The 24,625-nt window shown below is 61.9% G+C and carries 23 protein-coding genes; 7 read left to right on the forward strand and 16 right to left on the reverse strand.

Annotated features, from left to right (window positions below; genetic code table 11):
• Window positions 1-33: 33 nt before the first annotated feature.
• The 5 genes from H7C19_RS23960 to H7C19_RS23980 form a co-directional block, all read right to left on the reverse strand.
• Complete coding sequence (locus H7C19_RS23960; protein ID WP_185671597.1) at window positions 34-2,319, reverse strand: helix-turn-helix domain-containing protein; 2,286 nt, start codon at window positions 2,317-2,319, stop codon at window positions 34-36.
• Between the two features lie 441 nt (window positions 2,320-2,760).
• Window positions 2,761-3,402: a metallophosphoesterase gene (locus H7C19_RS23965; RefSeq protein WP_185671598.1), complete on the reverse strand. Its 642-nt coding sequence runs from the start codon at window positions 3,400-3,402 to the stop codon at window positions 2,761-2,763.
• Window positions 3,395-4,483 carry an ABC transporter ATP-binding protein gene (locus H7C19_RS23970; RefSeq protein ID WP_185671599.1) on the reverse strand — a complete coding sequence of 363 codons (1,089 nt, stop codon included), beginning with the start codon at window positions 4,481-4,483 and terminating at the stop codon, window positions 3,395-3,397. Before H7C19_RS23970 ends, H7C19_RS23965 begins: the two co-directional genes overlap by 8 nt.
• On the reverse strand, window positions 4,480-6,201 hold the full coding sequence (locus H7C19_RS23975; RefSeq protein ID WP_185671600.1) for an ABC transporter permease: 1,722 nt from the start codon (window positions 6,199-6,201) through the stop codon (window positions 4,480-4,482). Before H7C19_RS23975 ends, H7C19_RS23970 begins: the two co-directional genes overlap by 4 nt.
• Window positions 6,202-6,212: 11 nt before the next feature.
• A complete protein-coding gene (locus H7C19_RS23980) occupies window positions 6,213-7,343 on the reverse strand; it encodes an extracellular solute-binding protein (RefSeq protein ID WP_246469708.1) in 1,131 nt (376 codons plus the stop codon).
• 165 nt (window positions 7,344-7,508) lie between these two features.
• On the opposite strand from H7C19_RS23980, the gene H7C19_RS23985 reads away from it, so the two are divergent.
• The 6 genes from H7C19_RS23985 to H7C19_RS24010 all read left to right on the forward strand — a co-directional run bounded on the left by H7C19_RS23985 (window position 7,509) and on the right by H7C19_RS24010 (window position 14,283).
• Window positions 7,509-8,411 (forward strand): LysR substrate-binding domain-containing protein, encoded by a 903-nt coding sequence (locus H7C19_RS23985; protein WP_185671601.1) that lies wholly within the window; start codon window positions 7,509-7,511, stop codon window positions 8,409-8,411.
• A 126-nt stretch (window positions 8,412-8,537) separates the two neighbouring features.
• On the forward strand, window positions 8,538-9,647 hold the full coding sequence (locus H7C19_RS23990; protein ID WP_185671602.1) for a Gfo/Idh/MocA family protein: 1,110 nt from the start codon (window positions 8,538-8,540) through the stop codon (window positions 9,645-9,647).
• Window positions 9,648-9,683: 36 nt separating this feature from the next.
• Window positions 9,684-10,454 (forward strand): sugar phosphate isomerase/epimerase family protein, encoded by a 771-nt coding sequence (locus H7C19_RS23995; RefSeq protein WP_185671603.1) that lies wholly within the window; start codon window positions 9,684-9,686, stop codon window positions 10,452-10,454.
• A 12-nt stretch (window positions 10,455-10,466) separates the two neighbouring features.
• Entirely contained in the window at window positions 10,467-11,399 is a 933-nt protein-coding gene (locus tag H7C19_RS24000) for a helix-turn-helix transcriptional regulator (RefSeq protein ID WP_185671604.1), read from the forward strand.
• Between the two features lie 287 nt (window positions 11,400-11,686).
• Window positions 11,687-12,517, forward strand: coding sequence for a sugar phosphate isomerase/epimerase family protein (locus H7C19_RS24005; RefSeq protein WP_185671605.1), 831 nt, complete (start codon window positions 11,687-11,689; stop codon window positions 12,515-12,517).
• Between the two features lie 392 nt (window positions 12,518-12,909).
• The gene (locus H7C19_RS24010) at window positions 12,910-14,283 is read left to right on the forward strand and encodes an MATE family efflux transporter (protein WP_185671606.1); all 1,374 of its coding nucleotides are present in this window, start codon (window positions 12,910-12,912) and stop codon (window positions 14,281-14,283) included.
• A gap of 57 nt (window positions 14,284-14,340) precedes the next feature.
• Here H7C19_RS24010 and H7C19_RS24015 read toward each other — a convergent pair whose 3' ends face one another.
• Entirely contained in the window at window positions 14,341-14,736 is a 396-nt protein-coding gene (locus H7C19_RS24015) for an iron chaperone (RefSeq protein WP_185671607.1), read from the reverse strand.
• Between the two features lie 3 nt (window positions 14,737-14,739).
• Window positions 14,740-15,267 carry a DinB family protein gene (locus H7C19_RS24020; RefSeq protein ID WP_185671608.1) on the reverse strand — a complete coding sequence of 176 codons (528 nt, stop codon included), beginning with the start codon at window positions 15,265-15,267 and terminating at the stop codon, window positions 14,740-14,742.
• 210 nt (window positions 15,268-15,477) lie between these two features.
• Between H7C19_RS24020 and H7C19_RS24025 the strand changes: the two genes are divergently transcribed.
• Window positions 15,478-16,095: a DUF1796 family putative cysteine peptidase gene (locus H7C19_RS24025; protein WP_185671609.1), complete on the forward strand. Its 618-nt coding sequence runs from the start codon at window positions 15,478-15,480 to the stop codon at window positions 16,093-16,095.
• A gap of 67 nt (window positions 16,096-16,162) precedes the next feature.
• Here the strand turns inward: H7C19_RS24025 and H7C19_RS24030 are convergent, their stop codons facing one another.
• The 9 genes from H7C19_RS24030 to H7C19_RS24070 form a co-directional block, all read right to left on the reverse strand.
• Window positions 16,163-17,098, reverse strand: a complete 936-nt coding sequence (locus H7C19_RS24030; protein ID WP_185671610.1) for an ABC transporter substrate-binding protein — start codon at window positions 17,096-17,098, stop codon at window positions 16,163-16,165.
• Entirely contained in the window at window positions 17,095-17,487 is a 393-nt protein-coding gene (acpS, locus tag H7C19_RS24035; RefSeq protein ID WP_185671611.1) for a holo-ACP synthase, read from the reverse strand. The genes H7C19_RS24030 and acpS overlap by 4 nt, the downstream gene beginning before the upstream one ends.
• 24 nt (window positions 17,488-17,511) lie before the next feature.
• Window positions 17,512-18,252 (reverse strand): SDR family oxidoreductase, encoded by a 741-nt coding sequence (locus H7C19_RS24040; protein WP_185671612.1) that lies wholly within the window; start codon window positions 18,250-18,252, stop codon window positions 17,512-17,514.
• Window positions 18,249-19,001, reverse strand: a complete 753-nt coding sequence (locus H7C19_RS24045) for a 3-oxoacyl-ACP reductase family protein (protein WP_246469710.1) — start codon at window positions 18,999-19,001, stop codon at window positions 18,249-18,251. The genes H7C19_RS24040 and H7C19_RS24045 overlap by 4 nt, the downstream gene beginning before the upstream one ends.
• Window positions 18,998-19,321 (reverse strand): phosphopantetheine-binding protein, encoded by a 324-nt coding sequence (locus tag H7C19_RS24050; RefSeq protein WP_221469444.1) that lies wholly within the window; start codon window positions 19,319-19,321, stop codon window positions 18,998-19,000. The genes H7C19_RS24045 and H7C19_RS24050 overlap by 4 nt, the downstream gene beginning before the upstream one ends.
• Window positions 19,318-21,678 (reverse strand): beta-ketoacyl-[acyl-carrier-protein] synthase family protein, encoded by a 2,361-nt coding sequence (locus H7C19_RS24055; RefSeq protein ID WP_185671613.1) that lies wholly within the window; start codon window positions 21,676-21,678, stop codon window positions 19,318-19,320. Before H7C19_RS24055 ends, H7C19_RS24050 begins: the two co-directional genes overlap by 4 nt.
• Window positions 21,671-22,594: a GNAT family N-acetyltransferase gene (locus H7C19_RS24060; RefSeq protein WP_185671614.1), complete on the reverse strand. Its 924-nt coding sequence runs from the start codon at window positions 22,592-22,594 to the stop codon at window positions 21,671-21,673. Before H7C19_RS24060 ends, H7C19_RS24055 begins: the two co-directional genes overlap by 8 nt.
• Before the next feature lie 2 nt (window positions 22,595-22,596).
• A complete protein-coding gene (locus tag H7C19_RS24065; RefSeq protein ID WP_185671615.1) occupies window positions 22,597-23,949 on the reverse strand; it encodes a dicarboxylate/amino acid:cation symporter in 1,353 nt (450 codons plus the stop codon).
• A 185-nt stretch (window positions 23,950-24,134) separates the two neighbouring features.
• Window positions 24,135-24,512 carry a hypothetical protein gene (locus tag H7C19_RS24070; protein WP_185671616.1) on the reverse strand — a complete coding sequence of 126 codons (378 nt, stop codon included), beginning with the start codon at window positions 24,510-24,512 and terminating at the stop codon, window positions 24,135-24,137.
• Between the last annotated feature and the right edge of the window lie 113 nt (window positions 24,513-24,625).

Genomic DNA, 24,625 nt, shown 5'->3' on the forward strand with positions numbered 1-24,625 from the left:
GGGGCGGTTGTTTTGTCATGACGAGGCTTCCGGCTACGCCCCTGTCTGGTTGGAGGCATGAAGCTTGCGGTATTGTCCGGGGGTGCAGCCGATTTCCTTCTTGAACTTGCGGATGAAATTCGGCGCGTCAAAGTAGCCGACCTGCTCGACAATCTCCTGCAAGGGCGAGCTGCTGCTCACGAGCAGGCGAATGGCTTTCTCCTTCCGGCAGCGCCAGACGTACTGCGAGAAGTTGGAGCCGGTTTTCTCTTTGAACGCGCGGCTCAGATACGAGGTAGAGATGGAATACTTTAAGGCCACGTGCTCCAGGCTCATCGTATAGTCCGTAAACTGCTCATCGACATAGGCCACGATGTCGTCGATCAGGGAGGCCTGTCCCGTCTCGATATTCCGTTCCACCTGCCGGCAGATGCCGGACGCGAGCGTGATCAGCTTCGCTTCCAGCTCCTCCGCGGTCTCGAACGAGGTCAGGCCGGGAAGACGCCGGAACGCTTCGTTCATGCCGAGCTCCGAAGCGGTGCGGAGCAGCGTGTTCAGCAGTTCAAACTGGAGACAGCGCAGCAGATAGGCCTGCGGCGATTCGTCCCGGATCGTCGCCATAATGTCCGCGATCATCTCCGCGGCAACCGATTCGTTGCCCTGTTTCAAGCTCTGCTCCAGCTTCAGCAGCGACTTCTTCGGAATCCAGAAGCTGCCGGATGCGGAAGATGCGAATTCGCCCAAGTGATCGAAGTAGGTGACGCTGCCGCTTGAGCCGACGTTCCGGTGCTCCAGGGCGGTGGCCGCCTCGATAAAGGACTGGTTCAACCTGCCAAGATCGTCGTAGACGGAACCGACGCCAATCGTCGGAACGAGCCGGGAATTCTCCAGCACCATCACCCGGATGAGGTCGATCAGCCGTACCGTCTGCTCTTGGATCGCGTCGCGGTCGCCGGCAGGAAGCGAGACCATGAGCGCAAACCGATCCTCGTGGGAAAATTCGACGCCGTACACGCGAGCATCCATGTCAGGGAGCTCGAAATAGCTGAGCATCTCCTGCAGCAGGTGCCGTTCCCGCCACGATTTCTCTTCTTTCCGGCTATCCCCCCATGCGATGATCACCGAGAAATAAAGTCCTTCCCCGTTCGGGAACTCCAAGCCCGTCTCCGCAATCATCCGTTCAATCTCGGGATCGTCGGGCTTCCCGTGTTTCAGCAGCAGAAGCATGCACTGGTTGCGGACGAAAGGCTCCTGCATATCGATTCGGGCGCTGTAATCGTGAATCGTCTGGCGGATCCATTCCCACTCGTTCCGCGTTTTCGCGGGCTCTGGGCCGTTGCTTATCTGCCTGGCGAACTCCATCAGGTCCTTGATCGGGTGGTACTGGCGTCTGGCCAGTACCATGGCGGCGATGATGCCGGCTGCGACGGCAATGCCGAAGACGAGCGCAATCAACGTCTGGATGTGGGCGACCCGGCTGAAAAACTGGTAGCTCGGCATGGTCGTCACATAGGTCCAACCGTTGAGCTGCGACTGGACCGACACGACCGATTGCTGTTCCCCATCCAGCGAGAGGCGATGCGTGCCCGCGGACAGGGAGGACAGCACGTCAAGGTCCTCTTGAGGCAGGGCCGCGCCATGGCTGCTGGAAGTCAGCACCCTGCCGTTCTGGTCGAAGATGTAGCTGCTTCCGGTAAAGTCGCTCAGGATGGTGTTCATGACGCCGGTCAGCTTCGACTCGTTCAGCAGATAAACCATCGTTCCGTAAGGATAGGGATCGTTCGGCTTGATCGGCACCAGCAGGGCGAGCATGGGCTCGGTACGGGAGTAGACGCTTACATTTTCGGCCGGGCGGATCATCGTCTGCTTCGCATCGTTGAGATCGCGGACCACGTCTTCCCGCTTCCAGTTCTCAAACCGGTACAGCTTGTCGAAGACGACGTTCAAGTCCGTGAGACCGTTGGAAGAATAAATGACGGAATCGCCGCGGTAGTAGAGGAACAGATCCTCCAGAATCTGACTGTTCGCTTTGTAGCTGGAGAGAGCGAGAATCGCATCCCGGCTGTAATAGGGATGACGGACCATATACGGCGTCAATCTCGCATCGTAGGCGATCTTGAAGGAAATGTCGTGCAATTCCGTCATCCGGTCGTCAATCGTCAGCCGGACCTGGTTCAATTGGTTGAGATTGGACTGCTCGATCTCGTAGCGAAGGTTCTTGACAGCGTTGTCGTAAACAAAAAACGTGACGCCGCTCAAAGGAATCAGGAACATGAGAATGTAGGACAGAGCATACTTGAGCAGCAGCCGGGATTGAAAAACGCTTCGGACGCTGCGCATCGTCGCTCCCAAGGCCGAAACGGGCGGAGCGGTCTCCACTGAACTCCCCCCAGTTTGTAATGTGATTGTAAACATTATAACATTATATTCAATATAGCGCTATCAAAGAACCCGTCAGGGTCGCCGCAAGCGTCGTCGCCGCGAGCGCTTTTTTGTTGATCATGCTCCTTTGACCCCCTCGAAGTATGAATGCCTTTTCATTGTAAAAGACGGAGAGTAGAAGACGGAGACGGCCCCTGGACATTAAGAAAAGTAAGGAAATCGTTAAGATCGTCAGATTCTCCCCTTGTCGGCCGCCCTTGCGTCCTTCCGCGGGCGAACAAAAACAGGCTATCCCGCGAGCCGGCGCTCGCGGAACAGCCTGTTGCACGTTGTTCGCTGTATGAGATTCTTCAATAGTCCGATGGAAGCAAATGATTGGAAGGAGGATTCCGCTAATCCCTATTTGAACTTAGAAATCGGCACCCGAATTCGACGAATCGGAGACGGCGGCGATACCGGGACCGACCATTGCCACCCCTCCGTCAATTCGACCAAGCTTAGATAATGGCCATGTCCCGCTCCGGTATCGATGCCGATCTTGCCGTCGCCGAACCAGAGGGCGTCGGGACGGACGCCGAAGCGGAAGGTGGAGGTATGTCCGAACACGACGATGTTGCCCGTCGGGGCAGGCGATTGGTGGAACGGCTCCCGGATCGTCGTTAGATCTTCGGCCGATTGAAGGGCCATCGGAATGGCCGGACGCAAGCCCGCGTGCACGAACAGAAACCGGCCGCAGCGGGCCCATAACGGCATCTTGGCGATGATGCTTCGACAACGCTGCTCCTCGACAGGATCTAACGCGATCTCCCGCGGCATCTGCAGCAGCCACTTCCGCTCGTTGTTCCCCTGCAGGGCGACGGCTCCCGCCGCGCACAGCCGATCGACGTATTCCAGCGTCCCCAAGGAATCGGGTCCTTTGTTCACGTAATCGCCGAGCAGAAACAGCCGGTCCTCCGCCGAACGATAACCCGCCTCCCGTAGCAGCCGCTCAAGCAAATAACCGTATCCGTGAATATCCGATATGACGAATAATCTACCCATGGACGGACTCCGTTGCCTCGTAGAGCATCGTACGCTCCGGAGGAAGAAAGAGCGTCATAGCGCGACCAGGATCTACCCTCCCGGCATGAAACAGATGCAGCGGCTGTCCATCCGCCGTCTCAACAATTAAACGCCACCGCGTGCCCTCATAGATCGACTGCGCCACCTTCACCGGCAGGCTGTTCGATCCGTTCGGGGCCCCTTCGGCTTGAACGGCAATGCTCTCCGGATGAAGCATCATCACGCCGCGGTTCCCCGAGCCTGCTGCTGAATCCGGCCGCCGGCCATTTATCGGCGTACCGGCAACTCGCCCTACTGAGCGATCCCGATCCTCGAACGCGACTTCGATCCGGTTGTGATAGCCCATGAGCTGCGCGACCCAAGGGCTGGCAGGCCGATCGAACAGCTCCTCGGGCGGTCCGAGCTGATCGATGCGTCCGTCGCGCAGCACCAGGATCCGGTCGGCGATCGTGAACGCCTCCATCCGGTCATGCGTGACGTACAGGGTGGCGATCGACAGCTCGCCCAGCATTCGGGCGAGCTCGCCCCGCATGTCGGTGCGCAGCTTAATATCCAGGTTGGACAGCGGCTCGTCCATCAGGAGCAGCTTCGGTTCGGTGGCCAGCGCTCGCGCGATGCCGACCCGCTGCTGCTGCCCTCCGGACAGTTGAGCCGGCAGGCGATCCAGCAGACCGTCCAGCTTCAGCAGCGACTGAAGCGACTTCAGCCGCCGCTCCATCTCGCCCCGCTCGGTCTTCCGACGCTTCATGCCGTATTCGATATTTTGCCGGACCGTCATATGGGGCCAGAGCGCATAATCCTGAAACACCATATTGACCGGTCTGTTCTCCGGCGGGATATAGCGCCGGCCGCCTTCGACCGTAACGCCCCTCATCTCGATCTCGCCCGCATCGGCCCGCGCCAGACCGGCCACCACTTGCAGCAGCGTCGATTTGCCGCAGCCGCTAGGTCCGAGTATGCAGATGCGTTCTCCCTCTCCGACCTCGAACGAGATCGGCCTCAGCACCTGCTGCGTTCCGAACGATTTGGATATGCCTTTTACGCGAAGTATCTGATTCAACGATCCTTCCTCCTAGTTCCGCTTCGGTCCCCTATGCCGAGCAACCTCCTGCCGGCTGCTTGCGCGATTACGATGATTAGGACGACCGCCCCGCAGCTTACCACCGTAGCCGCCGTAGCGTAGCCATAGCGCGAGAATTCGAATGCCCGATCGATGACGAGCGGCATGAGCGAGTAGTTGGCGGGCTTCAGCATCGAAGCGAGCGCCAGATCGAAGATGCTCGTGCCGAAAGAAGCAAGCGTCGCCAGGAGCAGCGATTGGCGAACGATCGGCAATACGATATGGCGCATCCGGTCGAACAGGCCGGCTCCCTGGATCGCCGCGGCCTTCAGCATCGTGCCGGACAAATTGCCGAAGGCGCCGAGCTGAACGCGCACCGCATAAGGGATCGCTCCCGCGATCCCCGCGATGACGAGCAGAGACGGCGTACCGTACAGATGCAGACCCACCGGCTCCAGCCATCTCTGATTCCATATAAAGATGTAGCCGATCCCGAGCACGACGCCGGGAACCGCCAGCGATACGATCGAGAACAGCTGCAGCGCCGACCGGAACCGGGACTCCGTGAAGCTCAGCACGTATGCGGCCGCAAACCCGATCAGCATGCTGAAGACCGCCGCGAACGCCGCAATGGTCAGCGAATGGGAGAGACCTGCCAGATAGCCGAGCAGCTCGTGGTCTCCCGCCGCTCCGGCGAACAACTCCCGATAAGAAGCAAACGTCAGGTTGTCCCATGTCAAGCCGCCGCCAGCGGTCTTCATCAGCGATACGACGGCGCTCGTCCCGATCGGAATGCCGAGACAGAGCAGCAGGAAGCAACCGACGACGATATTCAACAGCCAGGTAGATCTCGGCTTGATCTTGACCGTCTTCACGGCTCGCGCGTTCAGGAAGTCGAAGCGGGAGCGGCGGATCGAGAACATCAGCAGCCCCATGGCCAGGACGAGCAGCACGACCAGATAGAAGGCGAGGACGCCCGCCATATCGAAGCGCACGGGAGATTGATAGATGGCCGAGTAGATGGAATAAGTCAGCGTCGGAAACTTATACACGGTGGCCAGCGCCGCGGGCAGGCCGAAGTCTCCGATCGTATCCATGAAGACGAGCGTCCAGCCCGCCAGGTAGGACGGACGGGACAAGGGCAGCTCGATCGTGCGCCATACGGTCCATGGACGGGCGCCGTTCAGCCGCGCGGCTTGGCCGAATTGGTTGACGTTCCACTCCGTGGCCGCCAATATCGCTAGGTAGGCCAGCGGAAACTTGCTCAGCGCCATGACGAATACGAGCCCTGCGGGCTGGAAGATAAATGCGGGGACCCACGACCAACCCAGCCATTCGTTCACGAGCCCGTCCCTGCTGGCGAACAGCACCCAACCCTGAGCGATCATGAACGACGGAGCGATGAGCAGCACCCACGCCGTCAAATCCAGCAGCCGAGCCGAAGCAAATTGCCAACGCGCCCGGACGGTGGCTAGCGCGCCTCCCATGACGGTGCCTAGCGAAGCGGCACCCAGCGCCAGCACTGTCGAATTCAGCAGCGACTTGCGCCACAGCGGACGGTGAAAAATCTCGCCGAGCAACCCAAAGCCGCCGAAATGCGGCTTTCCAAAAAACACCCCCGGGAAGAGGACATTGACCAAGACGGCAAGCAGCGGCAGAAAGATCAAAACGAACAGGAGGAGGGTGACCCCGCCTCCCAATCGCGCCTCAGCATTCATCGATCCGGTCCCTACTTCGCGCTCTGGTCGGCGAACCAGGTCTTGATCTCGACTTCATGCTCCGCCGCCCACTCGGCCGACGGCAGCAGGAACGCGCCGTTCGGCTCGCGCTCGCTGCGCGTAGACACGCCTTCGGCCAGCGGCGTGAAGAAGCTGTCCGTCGTCTCCAGCGCGGTCAGCATCGCCTGGGTCTCCGGCTTCATCATGTATTCGACGAACGCCTTGGCGGCCGCCGGATTCTTGGTATGCTTGCTGATCGCGACGACGCGCAGGCTGCCCGGGGCGCCTTCCTTCGGCCAGACGATCTCGACCGGCTCGCCGGACAGCTTGAGCTCGTAGGCGTTGTGCTCCTGCAGCGCGGCGACTTGAATCTCGCCGCTCAGCAGCGCTTTGCCGACGGCGCCGTTCTTCGGATAGATCCGGAGCCCTTTCTTGAAGCGGTCGGCGTATAGCTTCTCCGCCTCAGGGATTCCCCATCTCTCGAAGAAGGCCGATACCAGCGGATAGCCCGGCGCCGCCACGGCGGGATCGGCATGTCCGACCGGACCGTCGTAGGCGAAGAATTCGTCCCAAGTCTTGGGCGCGCGGTCGGCGGACACGAGCTTCGTATTGTAGGCGATGACGGCGGATGCATGGATACCGATGGGGAAGTATGCCCGGTCGGCAGGCACCAGCGAAGCGCCCAGCTGCGTCAGCTTCGATAGATTGTCCGGCTCCCAGCCGGTCATCAGGAAGCCGCGGTCCGCGAGGCTGCGCACCGAGCCGTGCCCGTCCATCATCAAGACGTCCCATTGCGGGTTGCCCTGCTCGGCCTCGATCTTCGCCAGCGCTTCGCCGCCGCCGTAATGAACGGCTTCGATCTGATAGCCCGTCTCCTGGGCGAACTTGGGGGCAATCAAGTCGACAAAGTCGTTCCCGTACAAATAGATCTTCTTGCCGGTATCCTGATCGGCCATCTGCGTCTGCGTATCCCCCGTCGCGCTCGCCGTGCTTGCGGACGCTTCCGACGCCTTCACTGTCCCCGTCGGCTCCGGTTCTGCGCTGCCGGCGCCGCCGTTCGCGCCGCCGCAGCCCGCCAACAGCGTCATCGCCGCCACAGCCGTCGTCAGCCAGATGCTTCTCTTGCTCTTGAATACGTTCATGTCACCCTCCGTTTGGTTGCGAACTGGAATGCAACTCTAGCGTATAGGATCCGTTTCTTCTCCGAATCAACGCCAAGTTAACTAGTTTTAAAATAAAATCTATGAAATTTATGATAAGCTTAATATTATGAATGATACGTGCAGACGAAAGCGAGGCTTCGACCGGTGAACTTGCAACAATTGAAAGCATTCGTGCTTACCGTGGAACTGAAGAAGCTCTATCTGGTGGCGCAGCAATTGGAGGTCACCCAGCCCACCGTGACGTTCCATTTGAACAAGCTGCAGGAGGAGCTGGGCGTCGCGCTGTTCCATACCCGCTCCTATCACGTCATCCGTCTGACCGAGGCGGGCAAAGCCTTCTATCATTACGCGACGCAGATCAGCGCGCTCTCGACCGAAGCGCAGTCGATCATGGAGGAGCATCGAGGCATGGCGGCAGGCAAGCTGGCGATCGGCAGCACCCATACGCCGGCTACGTACTTGCTCCCTTCGCTGCTCGCGGAGCTGAAAGAGCCGATGCCTCGTCTCTCCCTGTTAATGGATGTACGCCCGGCCCCCGTCATCTTGGACAAGATCAAGCGGTACGAATTGGACATCGGCATCATCTCGCAGACGGAGATGCACGATCCCGACCTGGTCGCGCAATCGATCAAACGGGACGATCTCGTCCTCATCTTCCCTCCGCGGCACCCGTTGGCGTCGCTCGATGCCGGCGAGCTGACGCCCGAGCGGCTATGCGAGCATCCGTACATCTCCCACGAGGAAGGCTCGATCAGCCGCAGGCTCATCGACCGTTGGGCCGAAGCCCACCAAGTCGCCTTCGATATCGCGATGGAGGTATCCGGGACCGAAGCGCTGAAGTCGACCGTCCTGCACGGATTGGGGTACGGCATGATCGCGGAAGGCGCCATCCAGTCGGAGCTGGCGGAAGGCAAGCTCCGCTCCCATCCGATTCCCGGATGGACGGAGCAGAGATATATCTATGCCGTCCGGCACCGCAACAAGCTGGTCAGTCCGGCGATGCGGACCTTCTGGGGCATATTGGGGCAATCGGGCGGACGGGTCTGACCGGTCGTTCGCCGATCGCTCCAGATCAGATTTGTCCAGCGATTCACCTGCTTTCTCCATTGTGATAGACGCGCCTTTACGCAATAATGGGAATAAGACACGCGATTGCAGAGGAGAGGGACTAGGATGCGCAAAGTCAAAGTCGGCGTCATCGGAACCGGGCAAATCAGCGGGATTTACTTGAAAAACTTGACGGAAACGTTCGACGGCATTGTGGAAGTGAAAGCGGTTGCCGATCTGGTGCCGGAGCTGGCCCGCAGCCGCGCGGAGCAGTTCGGCGTGCCGAACGCCTGCACCGTGGAGGAGCTGCTGGCCGATCCCGAGATCGAGATCGTCCTAAACCTGACCGCGCCGGCCGTTCACGCGTCCGTGGACTTGCAAGCGCTTCAAGCCGGCAAGCACGTCTATTCGGAGAAGCCGTTCGCGCTTACGCGGGAGGACGCGGACGAAGTGCTGCAGCTGGCCGAGGCCAAGGGGCTGCTCGTCGGCTGCGCGCCGGACACGTTCCTCGGCGGAGGGCTGCAGACGTGCCGCAAGCTGATCGACGAAGGCTGGATCGGCACGCCCTACTCCGCGAACGGCACGATCATCATGGGCAACGCTGCGAACGGCATGCATCCGAACTTCCGGAACTTCCTGAAGCTCGGCGGAGATCCGATCATGGACATGGCCCCTTACTACCTGACGGCGCTCGTCTTCCTGCTCGGCCCGGTCCGCCGGGTGAGCGGCACCGCGCAGCAGTTAATTCGCGAGATGACGATCCAGAACCCGAAGTCGCCCAGCTACGGAGCCAAGGTGCCGGTAGAAGCGCCCACGAACGTCTCCGCGGTGCTCGACTTCCACTCGGGCGCGACCGGCAGTCTGCAGGCGGCCAAGGAGAGCTTCGGGTATATGCCGCGGCTGGAGATCTTCGGCACGGAGGGCAACATGACCCTGCCCGATCCGAACTTCTTCGGCGGATCGATCCTCATCCAGTTCCCGAACGGACAGACGAAGGAAGTTCCGATCGCCCACGGCTTCAACGAGGATACCCGCGGCATCGGCGTCGCGGACATGGCGTATGCGATCCGCACCGGCCGGCCGCATCGCGCGAGCGGCCGTCTGGCCCGTCACGTGCTGGATATCTCGCTCGCCATCTTCGAATCGTCGAACGAAGGCCGGCACATCCCGCTGGCGTCTGCCGCGGACCGCCCGGAGCCGCTGCCGCTCGGCCTCAAGTACAACCGTCTCGACTGAACGACGAACGACCATTATCCGAAAGGACGTGCTCCTATGAATCGATTCCCTATCGCCATTCAACCGTATACCGTCCGCGAAGCGCTGGGCCAAGATTACTTCGGGACGCTCGAGAAGCTGGCCGCGATCGGCTACGAGGGCATCGAGCTCGGCTTGCCGCCGGAAGGCGTCACCGTCGCGGAGCAGTTGAAGGCGCTGGACGCGCTCGGCCTGAAGGTCATCGGCTCGCATGCCTCCTTCAACAGCTTCGACGTCGACTTCGACCGCCTGATCGACTACCTGCACCAAGCCGGCGGCAAGTACGTCGCGATCTCGCTCCTGTTCGACTCCAAGGAAGACGCGCTTCGCAAGGCGGAGCGGCTGAACGAGATCGGAGAGCTGTGCCGCGCGGGCAACCTAACGTTCCTCTATCATAATCACGACTGGGAGTTCCGGAAGTTCGACGGCGAATACGTGCTCGATCTGATCATGCGGGAGACCGATCCCCGCCTCGTCCAGCTGGAGCTCGATACGTACTGGATCGCCAAGGGCGGGGAAGATCCCGCGGCCTATATCGCCAAGTGGGCGGGACGCTGCCCGCTGCTGCACGTCAAGGACATGGAGCCGGGCGAAGAGCGCTTCTTCGCCGAGATCGGCGAAGGCGTGCTCGACTTCCGCGCCATCGCGGAAGCGGCAGCCGGCGCCGGCACCGAATGGCTCGTCGTGGAGCAGGACGCCGGACGACGCGATCCGTTCGAGAGCCTGGCGATCAGCTACCGCAACCTGGCCGCGATGGATCTGATCCGCAAGCCGGCCCCGCGCCCCTAAGCGGAGACCGGCATGTACGTCATCATCAACCGGGACGACGGCCCCGGCCCCGTGCCTGCGGTGCGATCGGCGACGCGGCTGCCCGCCATCCACGTCCTCGGCGACTTCGTCATGAAGCCGGGATCGGGACTGGCCGAGCGGGATATCCCCGATTACGAGCTGCTCTACTTTCCCGAGGGCACGGGCACGGTCTATCGGGTCGGCGAACGGGAATATACGCTCCGGGAGCCCTGCTTTATCGTCACTCGCCCGGGAGAGGTTCACAGCTACCGCTATGATCGGCATGAGCCGACGCGGCATTTGTTCGTTCATTTCTGGCTGCGGGACTTCCCCGTCGCCGCGCTGCCGCTGCTGATGCCCTTCGGTCCTTCCGTCATCCCTTACGCGGGGGACTTCCTCGTCTCGCTCCTGAAGCAGATGCTGGCGATCGCCCATCTGCATCCGGAACGGCTGCAGGAGAGCGGCAGCCTGCTGCTGCTCTCCCTGCTGGCGGAGATCCACTACCTCCCCGGCGACGGTCCGACGTCCGGCGAAGCGGTCCGGCTCCCGCCGCAGATCGAGAAGGCGCTGCGGATCGTCGAACAGGCCATTCCCGCGCCGCTCTCCGTCGAGACGCTGGCCGGCCGAGTCGGGTGGACGCCGGAGCATCTGTCCCGCTCGTTCGTCCGCCACCTCGGCTATACGCCGAAGGAGGCGATCACCCGCCGGCGGATCGAGCTGGCCTGCCAGCTGCTGCTGCACGGACAGAAGAGCGTGAAGGAGATCGCGTTCGAGGTCGGATTCGCGGACCAGAACTACTTCAGCCGCGTATTCAAGGCGACCAAAGCCGTCACGGCGACCGAATACCGCAACAAGCATTACCACCCCAGGTACGCGGATCTGGCTGCCGTCACCGGCGGCGAATCGCTCTATCCGCCAAACCGGGTGTTCTTCGGAGAGCGATAGGCGGCGGGATCGGATAGTGGGATTCGGTAGCGGGATTCGGTAGTGAAGTTCGTTCGATAGTGAGGTTCGATAGTGGGATTCGATAGTGAGGTTCGATAGTGAGGTTCGATAGTGAGGTTCGATAGTGAGGTTCGATAGTGAGGTTCGATAGTGAGGTTCGATAGTGAGGTTCGATAGTGGGATTCGGTAGTGAGATTCGGTAGTGAGGTTCGTTCGATTGTGAGGGTCGATAGTGGGATTCGATAGTCCGTTAAGATTGCGAGATTAGATACGAGAGGGGATCGATCATGGGCGAATTTCCGTTTCGCGTTTCGCTGAACGCATCGACATTATTTCCTTATGAACTGGACATCCGGGCGCAGATCCGCACGGCCGCGGAGGCCGGTTACGAAGGCATCGAGATCTGGATGAAGGATCTGCAGGCCTATGCGCAAGGCGGAGGCTCCGTCGCGGCGCTTCGCCGCGAGGCGGCCGATCTCGGCATCGAGATCGCGGGCGCGATCTCGTTCATCCCTTGGGCGGATACCGACGAGGACGTTCGCGCCCGCGGCCGACGGCAGACCGACGAGGAGCTGACGCTGCTCGCGGAGCTCGGTTGTCCGTCCTTCGCCGCCCCGCCGTTCGGCGACGTGGCGGACGCGACGGCGGAGGAGCTGGCGGCCCGCTATGCGGCGCTCGCGGAGCAAGCGCGGGGCTATGGCATCGTGCCGATCCTGGAGTTCTGGGGCCGAGCCCGGCGGCTGTCCCGGCTAGGCGAAGCGATCGAAGTGGCGCGGCTCAGCGGCGTAGAGCAGGTTCCCCTGCTCCTCGATCCGTTCCACCTCTATACGGGAGGCAGCGACCTGAACGACCTGTCCCGCCTGCGCAAGGAGGACATCGGGATCGTCCACGCCAACGACTACCCTTCCTCGCCTCCGCGAGAGACGATCACGGACGCCGACCGGCTGTTCCCCGGCGACGGGATCGCGCCTTCCGCGCAGTTAGCCGCCGCCCTGGCGGCCTGCGGCTATCGCGGCTTCCTATCGCTCGAGCTGTTCGCGCCGGACTATGGCGGACGGACCGCGCTGGAGACGGCGCGCCACGGCCTTGCCAAGATCAAGCAGGCGTACGCCGTCTGATCGCGGGCTGCCTTTGCGTGCACAGCGTCGCTAACCCACGCGGCGAAGGCCGCCTTGGCCGTGCTCTAACCCGAATTTTTCGGGTTACACGCGGCAAAAACCGCTTTGGCCGTGCTCTAACCCGAATTTTTCGGGTTACACGCGGCGAAGGCCTCTTTGGCCGTGCTCTAACCCGAATTTTTCGGGTTACATGTGGCGAAGGCCGCTTTGACCGTGTTCTAACCCGAATTTTTCGGGTTACACGCGGCAAAAACCGCCATATTCGTGCGCTAAGCCGAATTTATCGGGTTACACGTGGCGAAGGCTGCTTTGGCCGTGCTCTAACCCGAATTTCTCGGCTTCGCCCAAATCAAGAATACTCGCCGCACGGTGAACAAAGGAGCCCGGACCCGATGACATCCACCAAGACGCGCGAGCTTACGCTGTTCGCCCTCACCTGGCCGATCTTCATCGAATCCGGGCTGCAAATGTTCATGCGCATCGCGGACACGTTCATGCTCAGCCAAGTGTCCGACGACGCGGTGGCCGCGGTCGGCGTCGCCAACCAGATCATCCAGATGGCGATGCTCGTCTTCGCCTTCGTGTCGATCGGCTCCGCCGTCGTCGTCTCGCAATATCTCGGCGCCCGCCGGGAGAGCGAGCTTGGACGGCTGGCGGGCTCGTCGGTCGGCGTCAACTTCTTGTTCGGCGCCGCCCTCAGCGCGTTGGTCGTCTCCCTGAGCGGGCCGCTACTCCACATATTCGGACTCGATCCGACGCTGTTCCATTTGGCGCAGCGCTATTTGTACGTGGCCGGAGGCGCCTTGTTCATCCAAGCGGTGCTGACCGCGCTCGTCGCGATCATCCAGTCCTACGGATATACGCGTCAGACGATGATGGTCGCGCTCGGCATGAACGTCCTGAACGTCATCGGCAACTGCTTTTTTATTTACGGGCTGCTGGGCGTGCCGAAGCTCGGCGTGACGGGCGTCGCGATCTCGACGGCTACCAGCCAATGCATCGGGCTCGTCGTCTACTTCATCCTGCTGCGCAAGGTGTCAGGGGCGCCGGTTCTGTGGCGCTACTTCGTCCGCTGGCGGAAAGAGCACGTGAAGAAGGTGCTGCGCATCGGCATCCCATCCTCGGCCGTCACGCTGTCGTATTCCGCGAGCCAATTCGTCATTCTGGCGTTCATCGCGACGCTCGGCGCCCAGATGATGACGACGAAGGTGTACACGCAGAACATCATGTTCATCGTCATGATCCTGGCCCAATCGCTCGGACGCGGCGGACAGATCCTCGTCGGCCGCAAGATCGGAGCCGGCCAGCGGGAGCTCGCTTACCGGGAAGTGTTCGCCAATCTCCGGCGAAGCCTGCTCATCACGCTGGCGGGCGTCTGCGTCCTGTGCCTCGTCCGGATTCCGCTGCTTCAACTGTTCACTCGCGACCATGAGATCGTCTCGCTCGGCGCGACGCTCTTGCTCCTGAGCTTCCTGCTGGAGCCCGGACGCAACTTCAACGTCATCCTGGAGAAGTCGCTCCAAGCCGCCGGAGACGCCAAATACCCGATGACCGTATCGATCGCCGTCACTTGGCTGTTCAGCCTTCCGCTCACCTATTTGCTAGGGATCAGGCTGGAGTATGGACTTCTCGGCATGTGGTCGGCGTTCATCGTGGACGAATGGCTAAGAGGCATTATCCTCTTCTTCCGCTGGAAGAGCCGCAAATGGGAAAACAAGTCGCTCGTCCGGAGACGCGACGAGGCCGAGACGCGTGCGGCATTGTAGAATGCCGTACGTTAGCGAGTTCGCAGCACGTTCGCTCCGTCGGGCGCGCCGCGCTAGCTAGGACTTCTTATTCCCGCTCCGCTTCGCTTCCGCCCGCTCCAGGTTCCGGGCGGCGCGATACTTCACGATCTTGGCGATTAAGCCGTAAGGCAGCGGCTTGTCGATCGGGAATTGAACCGATCCTTTCGCCCCTTTGTACCCCGACAGCTCCGCTTGAAAGGCGGCGATCCCGTCCGCCCCCGGGTAGAAGCCGATATGATGCTTGTACGCGGCGAAATGCACCAGACTCCCCTGCAGATCGAACGTCGGCATCTGGTAACTGATCTTCTCCTTGGCGTCCGGCGCCGACGCTTGAATCTCCTTCCTTAACGTTTGGAGGATCTGCTGAACGGCGGGCGGATAGTTCGAGATATAGTCGTCGACGGATACGTACGCGATTTTATTCCCATCCATGGTTTACTTCCTCCTTAGAATCCCCAGATAGGCCGTCCAAGGTCCCACGTCCGCTCTGTAGCGCTCGGCCATGACCCGTACGATCTGCGAGATATGCGTCATATCGTGAACCGCCCAGGTCGACAGCAGCTCCCTAAGCTTCACTACGCCGAATGCGGGATGCAAGCCGGTCCGCTCGAGATCGACAGCCGGATCGACGAGTTCCCGAAGCCGGACGAGGTTGGCCGCACGCAGCTCGGCGAACGCCTGAAGCCGCGCTTCGATCGACCGCGCCGTCTGTCCCTCCAGATGCGCGAACCGGTCGAACGGAGGAAACGGCCGTCCCTCCCCTTCCCGGAGCAGCCATTCCAGCCGGGGAATCCAGTTCGCGCGCTCTCCCTCGATGAGATGATCGACGACCTCCGCGACCGTCCAAGTCCCTTCCCCCTCGTCGGCGTGCAACCATCCGTCCGACAGTCCCGACAGGAGGTGCGCCAGTGTCTGCGGCGTACGCTCCAGTACCTCGATCGCTTCGTTCATCTTGAAATTCATCGCGTTCTCTCCCTTCCTATGGACGCGTCGTCCGATGCTAAGATGAGTCTACACCCGCGTCCCGGAATGTGGAAGTCCCGATGCATATGGATACCGGATAAAGGAGCCGTTCCCTCGCCAAAAAAATAGATGCCTGTACCGTTACGCGACTCGCGCCCCCTCGATATACTGCAGGAGTGTCGCTTCTACCCCTGACGAGGAGTGAACCAGATGAGATGGCAGGACGGTGCGGGGACTTACGGATCTTTTATCAGCCTGGGCTCCACTTGTCAGACCGCTTATCAGCTGAGGAGGCTGCAGTTGCGGAAGTTCGCGGGTCCGCTCGATTGGTTCATCTCCCGTTCCGTTCCCGACGTGGCTCGTCTGATCCGCAACCGGTTCGGCGGCTTTATGGACTTGGAGCGGCTCGAGCTGGCGGGGAGGGAGCCCGACAAGTACGTCGTGAGAGACAACGAATATGCGATTGTCTCCTATCACGACTTCCCGCTCTTTCCCCGGTGGACGGACGGCTATCCCGACTTTAAGATGAAGATCGATCGCCGCGTGCACGCCTTTTTGACCGCCGTCAAAAAAGGGCCCGTCTGCTTCGTCCGCAGCGACACGTCCAAGACGGAGGCGCAGCAGCTGTACCGCGCGCTTCGTGCGATCGTGCCCGGCCGGTTCCGCCTCCTCATCGTGAACAACGGACTGGAGCGCGAAGTGCGAGACGAGGAGTGGGGCTTGCCCCATGTCGCTTCCGTCTCGATCCCCCGAGGAGCCGATTGGCGCGGATTCGACCCGGCATGGGATCAGATCATGAAGGAGTTCAAGCTCAAATCCGGTTCCTAAATGCCGTGCGGCGGTTGGATCGATGAGGATGCGAGGAACGCGGCAAACAAGAAGCAACGGTAACGGCTTATCGGGCGACAGTCGAACCGGTCCCTCCCGCCGACTTCATCCCGTAGGCAACAAGCAAGCTATCGATTCGCGCCTGATTGCTCTGCAAATACAAGTTGACCCAGGTAAGCAGCCGGACGTCGTCGGGCGGAATCGCGATCGCGATCAGATCGACTTGATCCGGCATGAGGTGCAGCTGCAGGTCGATGGAGCGATCGGGATTATTCGCGAGCAGCTGCTTTAATTGCAATTCATCGTAGTAGATCGCCGCCACCTCGCCTTGGATAGCGGCATCCATCGCTGCCTGCGGCGTTGCGTATTGGACGACCTCGGCTTCCGGGAACAGGAGATTCGCGTAGCTGACATAGGAGGTCCCGGCGATGACGCCGATCTTGACCTTCGCCTGGCCGAGGATCTCCAGAGGGTCTTGGCTCGCGGAACCGAGCCGCGCGATGGCCAGCCGATTAAGCAATAAGCCTTGGTGCAGCATCAGATACGGGTTGGAGAACAGCACTTTCTGCGCTCTCGGCAAGGTTGCGCTTAGCTTCGATACGGCGACGTCCGCCTGTCCCGAGGCGATCTGATTCACCACTTCTTCGAAGGAGTCGGCCGTTCGCACATATTCGACGCCTACGCCCAGCTGCGCTGCCATATCCGCAGCCAATGCCACGTCGCTTCCGGACAGGACGCCTTCGTCATTGTTGTAAAAGAAGGGCTTGCGATCCATCGCGGGCATGGCGACCCGAAGGCTCCCTCGCGCATAGATCGCTTTCATTTGCGGCGAATAGTAGGCGAGATCCGCCTCCGAGACCGACCGCTTCACGGGCGTCACGACGAATCCGTTGGACCCGTTGGGAGAGGCCGCCAGTCTCGTTGCCTTCCCCTCCGCGCCGCAAGCCGCCAAGAGGAGCATGCCTATGAGCAGCGGGATGCCCGCTAGATGGACGCTTCTCATGCGCGAACCTCCCGCTCGATCACGACGATCGCGCCCGCGGTCGCCGCCGTATGCGTAATGCTGAGATGACAGGTGCAAGGCGAATCGAGCTGCCGCCGGACGGCTGCGGACAACGCGAGGACCGGACGGCCCAGCCGATCGGGCATCACCTCGATATCCCGCATGCCGATCCCCTCAGGCAAAGCCAAGCCAAGCGCCTTCATGAGCGCTTCCTTGGCCGCGAAGCGGCCGGCGAGCCACTCGGCGCGGCGGCGATCGCCCGTCAAGGCCCGAAAGGCCGGCATCTCGTTATCCGACAGCAGCCGTTCGATCAGCAGATCGTCTTTCTTCCTTAGCATCTTGTCGAATCTGCCGATATCCGCAAGGTCTATTCCAACGCCTATGATCAATCGAAGTCCTCCGCTCTTGAGGCGTTATAGCGCGGGATCCATCCCTGCGCCGATCTGGATATTCTGGCCGCTGATCAGATGCGCCGGCGCGCGAAGCAGCCATTCGACGGACGCCTCGGCCATCTCTTGGGGCAAGGGGAGATAAGGCTTCAGCGTATGAATCTCCAACCGCCGCTTAAGCGTCTGAAGACCCGCCGGATCCTCCGGAAGCGCGTAATAGCCGTACGTCAAGGCGTTCACGGCGACGCGGAACGGGGAGAGCTCCTTCGCCAGCGTCTTCATCATGGCGATCGTGCCGTGGTTCATCACCGGAGAGGAAGGGTATCCGGCGTAGTACAAGCTGTCCGAAAGCAGCAGGAACAGCATGTGCCCCGCCTTGTTGCGGGCCATATGCGCCGCCGCCGCGCGGCTGTACAGAAAGCGGGAGCGCAAGGCGGCCGTCGTTCCAAACCCGAATGCGCCGGGGTCCGAGGCATAAGCTTGCGCCTCGTCCGCAACTTCCACCCCGTGAATCAAATCATGCAAGCCGCCCATGCGCAGAGCGGCCTGATCGACCGCCTCCCGAATGCCGGCCTCGTCGTCCGGCACGCCGCAGATCGGGAAAAATCGCTCGCGGCTTCGTTCGGGCAATCGTCCCGCGTACTCGTCTGCTTCCGCCTGCCCGGGCACGACCATGGCTACCGAACAACCTCGCGCGAGCAAGCCGAGAAGCACGCTCTCGTTGAAGAGCGCTCCCGGCTTCGTCAGCAATACCGCTCTGTTCATCGCAGGAACCCCCCGTCCAGCTTCAACACTTGACCGGATAAGTAGCCCGATGCGCCGCTCGCCAGTCCCAGGATGCCTTCCGCGACTTCCTGCGCCGTGCCTTGCCGCTTCAGATGCGTGTGATGCAGGAAGTTCTCCATCTTGCCGGGCGGGACCGGCTCCGTCATCTCCGTCGCGATCATGCCCGGCGCCACGGCGTTGACGCGAATGCCCTCCTCGGCATAACGGCGGGCGAGCAGCTTCGTGAGGCCGATGACCGCGCCTTTGGCCGCGCTGTAATTCGCCTGGGCTTCCCTGCCATAGAGGCCGGATACGGACACGACGTTAATGACGGAACCCCCGCCTTGCCGCTTCATATAGGGAATCGCTTCGGCGGCGCATAACAGCGTTCCCTGCAGGTTCGTGCGCAGGACGGCATCCCACTCTTCGACGGACATCCGCATGGCCAGGTTATCCCTCGTCGCGCCGGCGTTGTTCACCAGGACGTCAATGCGGCCGTACTCCGCCATCACCCGCCGCATCAGCTCCCCGACGAAGTCGGGATCGTCAACCGAACCCTGATAGAAGCCGCCCGGCAGCGATTGGGCGGCCATCTCCGCTTGCAGCCGTGCCGCGATCTCTCCGCTCCTGGCATAGACGCCGACGACCGTCGCCCCCGCCGCCGCGAATCGCTCTCCCACCGCTCTCCCGATCCCCCGGGTAGCGCCCGTGATGACCGCTACCTGATTCCGGAGCGCCATCGCGGTCATGGATGCCCGGTCTCGGCGAGGCGATCCGCCTGTTCCCGCAGGCTGGCTTCAACAAAGCGGGCGATCGACGTCACATTGGTCAGATGTTCTCTTAACCGCTCCGCCGGAATCCCCTCGACCATCACCCCGAACACGGCTTCCAACCCCACCATGACTTCGAACGCCTCGACGGAGTCCAGTCCCAGCCCTTCGCCGAAGAGCGGCATCTCGTCGCCGATATCCGCGGCCGTCACGTCTTCGAGCTCCAACCGCTCGACGATCAGCTTTTCTTTTACCGTTTGCTTCATGTCCTCGAACGAGATGAGGTGCCCATTCATCATACGATCTCCTCCTTTAGGCTTGTCGGTGCTGCTTCGCTGACAACGGCGGCGGCCGTGTTGCCGTTCACGGATACGCTGACGGCCAGGACGCGCTTCATCGCGCCCGGCTTCACCCGCTCGGCTGCGATCCCCAAGAGGAGCATCGAGCTGAGCGATTCGCCGTAACCGTACTGCTCGTTCACGCTTATTAGCGGCATGTCCCTCCCCGCGAATCGCTCGCGGATGGCTTTGAACAGCGCCGCGCTTTCGCCGGGACGGCCCGGACTGTCGAGCAGCACGGCATCGATGCGTTCCGGCGCCGCGCCCGCTTGCGCGATCGCGTCTTCGACGGCTCTCGTCAGCGCGTCTATCGCGCGCGGCGAGCCCGGCTCTCCCCCGTAAGCCATGCCGAAGCCGCTCAGCTCCGCCAGCACCGGCCGTCCGGCGCGCAAGGCGTCGTCGATATCGGCCAGAGCCAGACCTACGCTCCCCTCCAACGGCGGATGCGCGCTATCGGTCAGCCGCTTGGCGCGATCGATCCGCTCCGTGAGTCCGGACCGCTCCTCCCCGGCCGCGATGACGAACCGGTCGTGCACGCCGCTGCGGATGCTGCCGCACGCATAGGCCGCGGCGATGATCCCTTCGGCGCCGCCGCTGCTCAGCGAGCTGCTGAAGCCGCCGAGGGCGAGCTTCTCGGCCGTCTTGCCCGCGACGGAGTTCACGACGGTATGCGGGAAATAGATGCTGCTGGCCAGCTCCGGTCCGTTCTCGAACACGCTGTGAAGGAATTTGCCGATGCTGTCCGTGCTCCCCCTCGCGGTTCCGTAGATGAAGCCGATGTCGCGGCCCTCCGCCATCCCGCTGCGTTCCTCCCATCCGGCATCCGCCAACGCCGACTTCACCGCGCCGATGCTGAATTGACTCAGCCGGTTCATCCGCCTCTCGTAGAGGCCGGGATCGAACGACTTGAGCGAGAAAGCACAGGCTCCCGGCTTCTCCTCCATCGGGAGGGGAACGGAGACGTCCTCGCCGGAGACGCTTCCTTGGCGGACCTCGCCGCCCAGCACGGCGCCGATCCCGACGATGCCGATTCTTCGTTCCCGGCCGGTCCCGATCGTCTCCGGATGGGGATCGCCATCCGGCTCCGTCGGCCCCGTTCTCGCCACGATCGACGCGTTGTGGCCGCCGAAGGCCGAATTGTTGTTCAGGAAGTAGGCCGGCCTGCCCTCCGTCATGCGATTGGCGATGATGCGTAGCCCTTCGCAGCCCGCCCTCGGCTCGTCGTAATGAAGGGTCGCCGGCAGCAGTCCATGGCGGATCGCGTACAGGGACGTCGTCCATTCGATCGCCGCGGCTGCCCCGAGCGTATGGCCGAAGTACGCTTTGCTGGAGCTGAGCGGAATGTTCTGCAGGCGGTCGCCGAACACGCTGCGAAGCCCTTTGATCTCGGCTTGGTCGTTGGCCTGCGTGCCCGTTCCGTGCGCGTTGACGTAGTCGATCTGCGATGCCCGCGTTCCGGATTGGCGAAGCGCCATGCGCACGGCCGTCTGAATGCCGCGGCCTTCCGGATCGGGTGCCGTCTCGTGGTAGGCGTCGTTGCTGAGGCCGTAGCCGCAGATCTCCGCGTAGATCGTCGCGCCCCGCCGCAGCGCCCGGTCCAACGGCTCCATCATGACGAAGGCCGCTCCTTCTCCCAAGCTGAGCCCGAGCCGGCTCGCGAACGGCGAAGCGGGCACGGGGCTCAACGCCCGGAGCACGTTAAAGCCGGCATAGACCGCGTGCGACAGCGGATCGGAGCCTCCCGCCAGCATCGCGTCGGCATAGCCCCAACGGATCATGTCGTAGGCGAAGCCGATCGCGTTGCCGCTCGCCGCGCAAGCCGTATGGATGGTGGTCACGGGGCCGTTCAGCCCCAAATGGTTCGCGACGTCGTCGCCTTGCTGATAGAACGGATAACGGGCCGTTCTTCGTTCGTCGAGCTCCGTCACCGTCCATTGTTCCTCGAGCGACAGGATGCCGCCGTTGCAGGTGCCGAGCGCCGCGCCCATGACCAGCCCTTTCGCGGAATGCTCCTTCAAGCCGCTGTCTCGGAGCGCTTGATCGGCGGCGACGATCGCGTACCGCGCGCAAAGATCGTACTTCTCCCGCTGCTCCCGCGTGAAATAAGCTTTGGCCGCCTCCATGCGAAGCTCCGCGCCGATTCCGCTGTGAAGCCGGGTCGTCGGGAAGCGCCGCACGGGGCCGATGCCCGTCCGGCCCTCCCGCATGCCGGCCAATACGTCCGGGAACGTCTCCCCCAACGCGCAGAGAATACCCATTCCCGTTACCGCGACGCGCCTGCTAGCCGTCCCCGTTGCCGCGACGCGCCTGCTAGTCATTCCCGCTGCCGCCAAGCCGTTCACCCCCTGTCGCGCCGAGATCCTTGTACGCCGTTTTTCGCTCCGAGACGCCGGTCGCGTAAGGCGCGAGCCAGCGATCCAGCATCCTGCCCATCTCCGCGGATTGACGGTTCACCGCGAAGATGGCGCGAGGGATCCGGCTCTCCAATTGCATGGAGATGGATTGCGCGACCAGCATAAACGCGCAGCCGGACAAGCGCAGCGCCGGCGTGATATACACGCTGTCGTATAACACCGTATCGTTGGCGATGCGATAGGTGATGCACCACCCCACCGTCACCCCGCCCATCCTTAAGCCTAAGCTGTTGCTCTCCAGCGGCAGATTCGGCTTGAACGGGGACAGGAAGGCCGGATACAGATGCCCTTCCAGCCGCCGCAGCCTAACCCGCTCCTCTGCGCGGAGCTCATGCCAATAGAAGGACTCCATACCGCCAGGCATGGCGGTCTTGCGGATCCAGGACGCCGCCGCGATGCTCGCGTCCGTCTGATAGACCTTCCCCTCTGTCGCGGGCTCCGACCAACCCTCGCGATGCAGCAGCGCTTCCAAGGCGGGCGTAATGGCTTTGCCCGAATAATAGACCAAGATCAGCTTCGGGCAGCGCTTCGCCTGCAGCAAGATCTCCGCTTGGCGGAGCAGCTCCGTCGCGATCCCTCGTCTGCGGAACTTGGCCGCGACGAAGAGGGAGACCACCTCCGCGTCTCTGCCGTCCTCCGGACAATGAAGGACAAGCAAGCCGGCCGCTTCCGGCTTGCCCGCTTCCTCGGTCCATTCCGCGCCGACGGCGAAGCCGGTCCCGGAATCGTCCAACCGCTTCAGCAGGGAACGCGCATAAGAAAAAGTCAGCGAAGCGTAGGGCGTACTTCCCGCCGCATCCAGCCGTTTGACGATGAACATGGTCATGCCCCCTCGGTTGCGCCCCTGCTCAGGTGCGGTTGCGCGCTGCCGCGCGGCTTCGACGCTTCCTCGTCCGCGAATACGGACGCGTCTTCTCCCGAATCGGCGATCAGGACGGTCGATGCGCAATTCAGCATGATATTCGCCGTCGTCACGCCGGGATCGATGATGGGGTTCACCGCCATCAAGAGAATGACCCCCGTCGCATAAGGAAGGTGCAGCGGATCGGCGATCAGCGAGATCATGCCGATGGACACGATGCCCGGCGATCCCGCGCCGGCGACCGCCGCCAAGATCGCGCCGGACAAGGCGATCAGCCAGCCTTGCATGTCCAACGAGACCCCGTACAGTTGCGCGATGAAGACGATGCCGGTCGTATAGGTCAGCACCATGCTGTAGCGGCATAGCACGATCCCTAGCGGCACGACCAGATTGACCGTATTCGCGTTCAACTTGAACCGGTCGCGCAAGGTCTCCAAGACGTAGGGCATCGTGGCGATGCTGTTCTGCGTTCCGAAGGCAATCCAGAGCGGCTCCTTCAATCCGCGCAAGGTTCGGAGGAAGGGCAGCTTCAGCTTGACGGAGACGACTCCGGCCCCCAGCAGCAGCAGCAGGAGACTCGCCGCGTAGATGCAGGCGATATACTTCACCATGGCCAGCAGCAGGGCCGCGCCCGCGCCGGCGATCTGACCGGCCATCAAGCAGAACATCCCGGCCGGCAGGACGTACATCGCCCAGGAGATCATCCGTTGGAACGCTTTGAACAGCAAATCCGTCATTAAGAGGAACTGGTCGCCCGCGTGGACCGAGAGCAGCCCGACGGCCATGCCGACCACGACGGAGAAGAATAAGATCTGCAGGCTGTCCCCTTGGCCGAGGGCGATGAAGATATTGGAAGGAATGAGATCGAATACGAATCGGAGCAGGCCGCTTCCCGCGGCGGAGGCGCCCGCTCCCGCATCCGCGGATTCGGCGGCGGGCTCCCGGTCCAGCACTTCTTGGCCCAGCACCATGCGCTGATCGGAGGAGAAGCCTTCGCCGGGGTGGCCGATCCGGGCCGATCCGAGTCCGAGCAGGCCGGCCAAGAGCAGCCCTCCCAGGAACACGAGCGTCATCCGCCTCAGCACCTTGAACGAGCCGGTCGACATGAACAGCCGTCCTACGCTTGCGATGATGGCCGTGACCATGATCGGGATGACGCACATTTTGAGAAACGACAAATATAAGTTCCCGTAGGGAACGAGCTTCTCGGCGAGACGGGGCTCGTACAACCCGACGAGCACGCCGGCGACGATGGCCCCGACCATCGCCCAGATCGAACGCAGCCAACGAAGCGGGAAGGGAAAGCGGTTCATGAACTGGCGTCACCTACTGTAGGATAATCAATCGTCTATGAATAACAAACGTTTCTTCATGAATCACATGAGGAAGCGTAAATGGGATATTCGTGGTCATGGTATGCGGCGGCGCTGCGGGAAGAACCCCGCCTAAGCGGGATTCCCTCCGCGAACCTGTCGCTTCAAATACAGTAGAATTCGAATTAAAGGCCTAACGTCACGACTCTGCCGACCACTTGACCCGCGACTGATTCCGCGCTTCCCCCGTTAATGCCGAGCCCGCTGCCCACGCCGTTGAAGAAGTCGGTCGCGCCGGACTTGCTGCCGCCCGCTACGCTCTCCAGCTCGCTCTCCAGCAATTCGCCTTCCGCCTTGACGACGGGAGGCAGAATGATGCTCAATTGATTCGCGGATTGATCGAGCACGCCGATCTTGAAGCTCGCCGGCACCTCGAGTCCGCTCTCTTGTTGAATCGCCGCGTGAATGTCGCTCACGCACAGTTCCCTGAATGCCAAATCCGTCGCCGCTCTTGCGCCTACTTTTCTTACCGCTTCTTCCACGGTTGCTTGGGTCCAACTCACAGCCGATTCCTCCTCATATTTCTTGATATTTATCATTAACCCGACGAATCGCCGGGAGAATGAACGCTAGTCAAAGCCCTGCGGATCTCTCGATCGCAAGCGATCCGTTAGTC

The sequence above is a fragment of the Cohnella nanjingensis genome (assembly GCF_014212125.1).
Lineage (GTDB): Bacteria > Bacillota > Bacilli > Paenibacillales > Paenibacillaceae > Cohnella > Cohnella nanjingensis.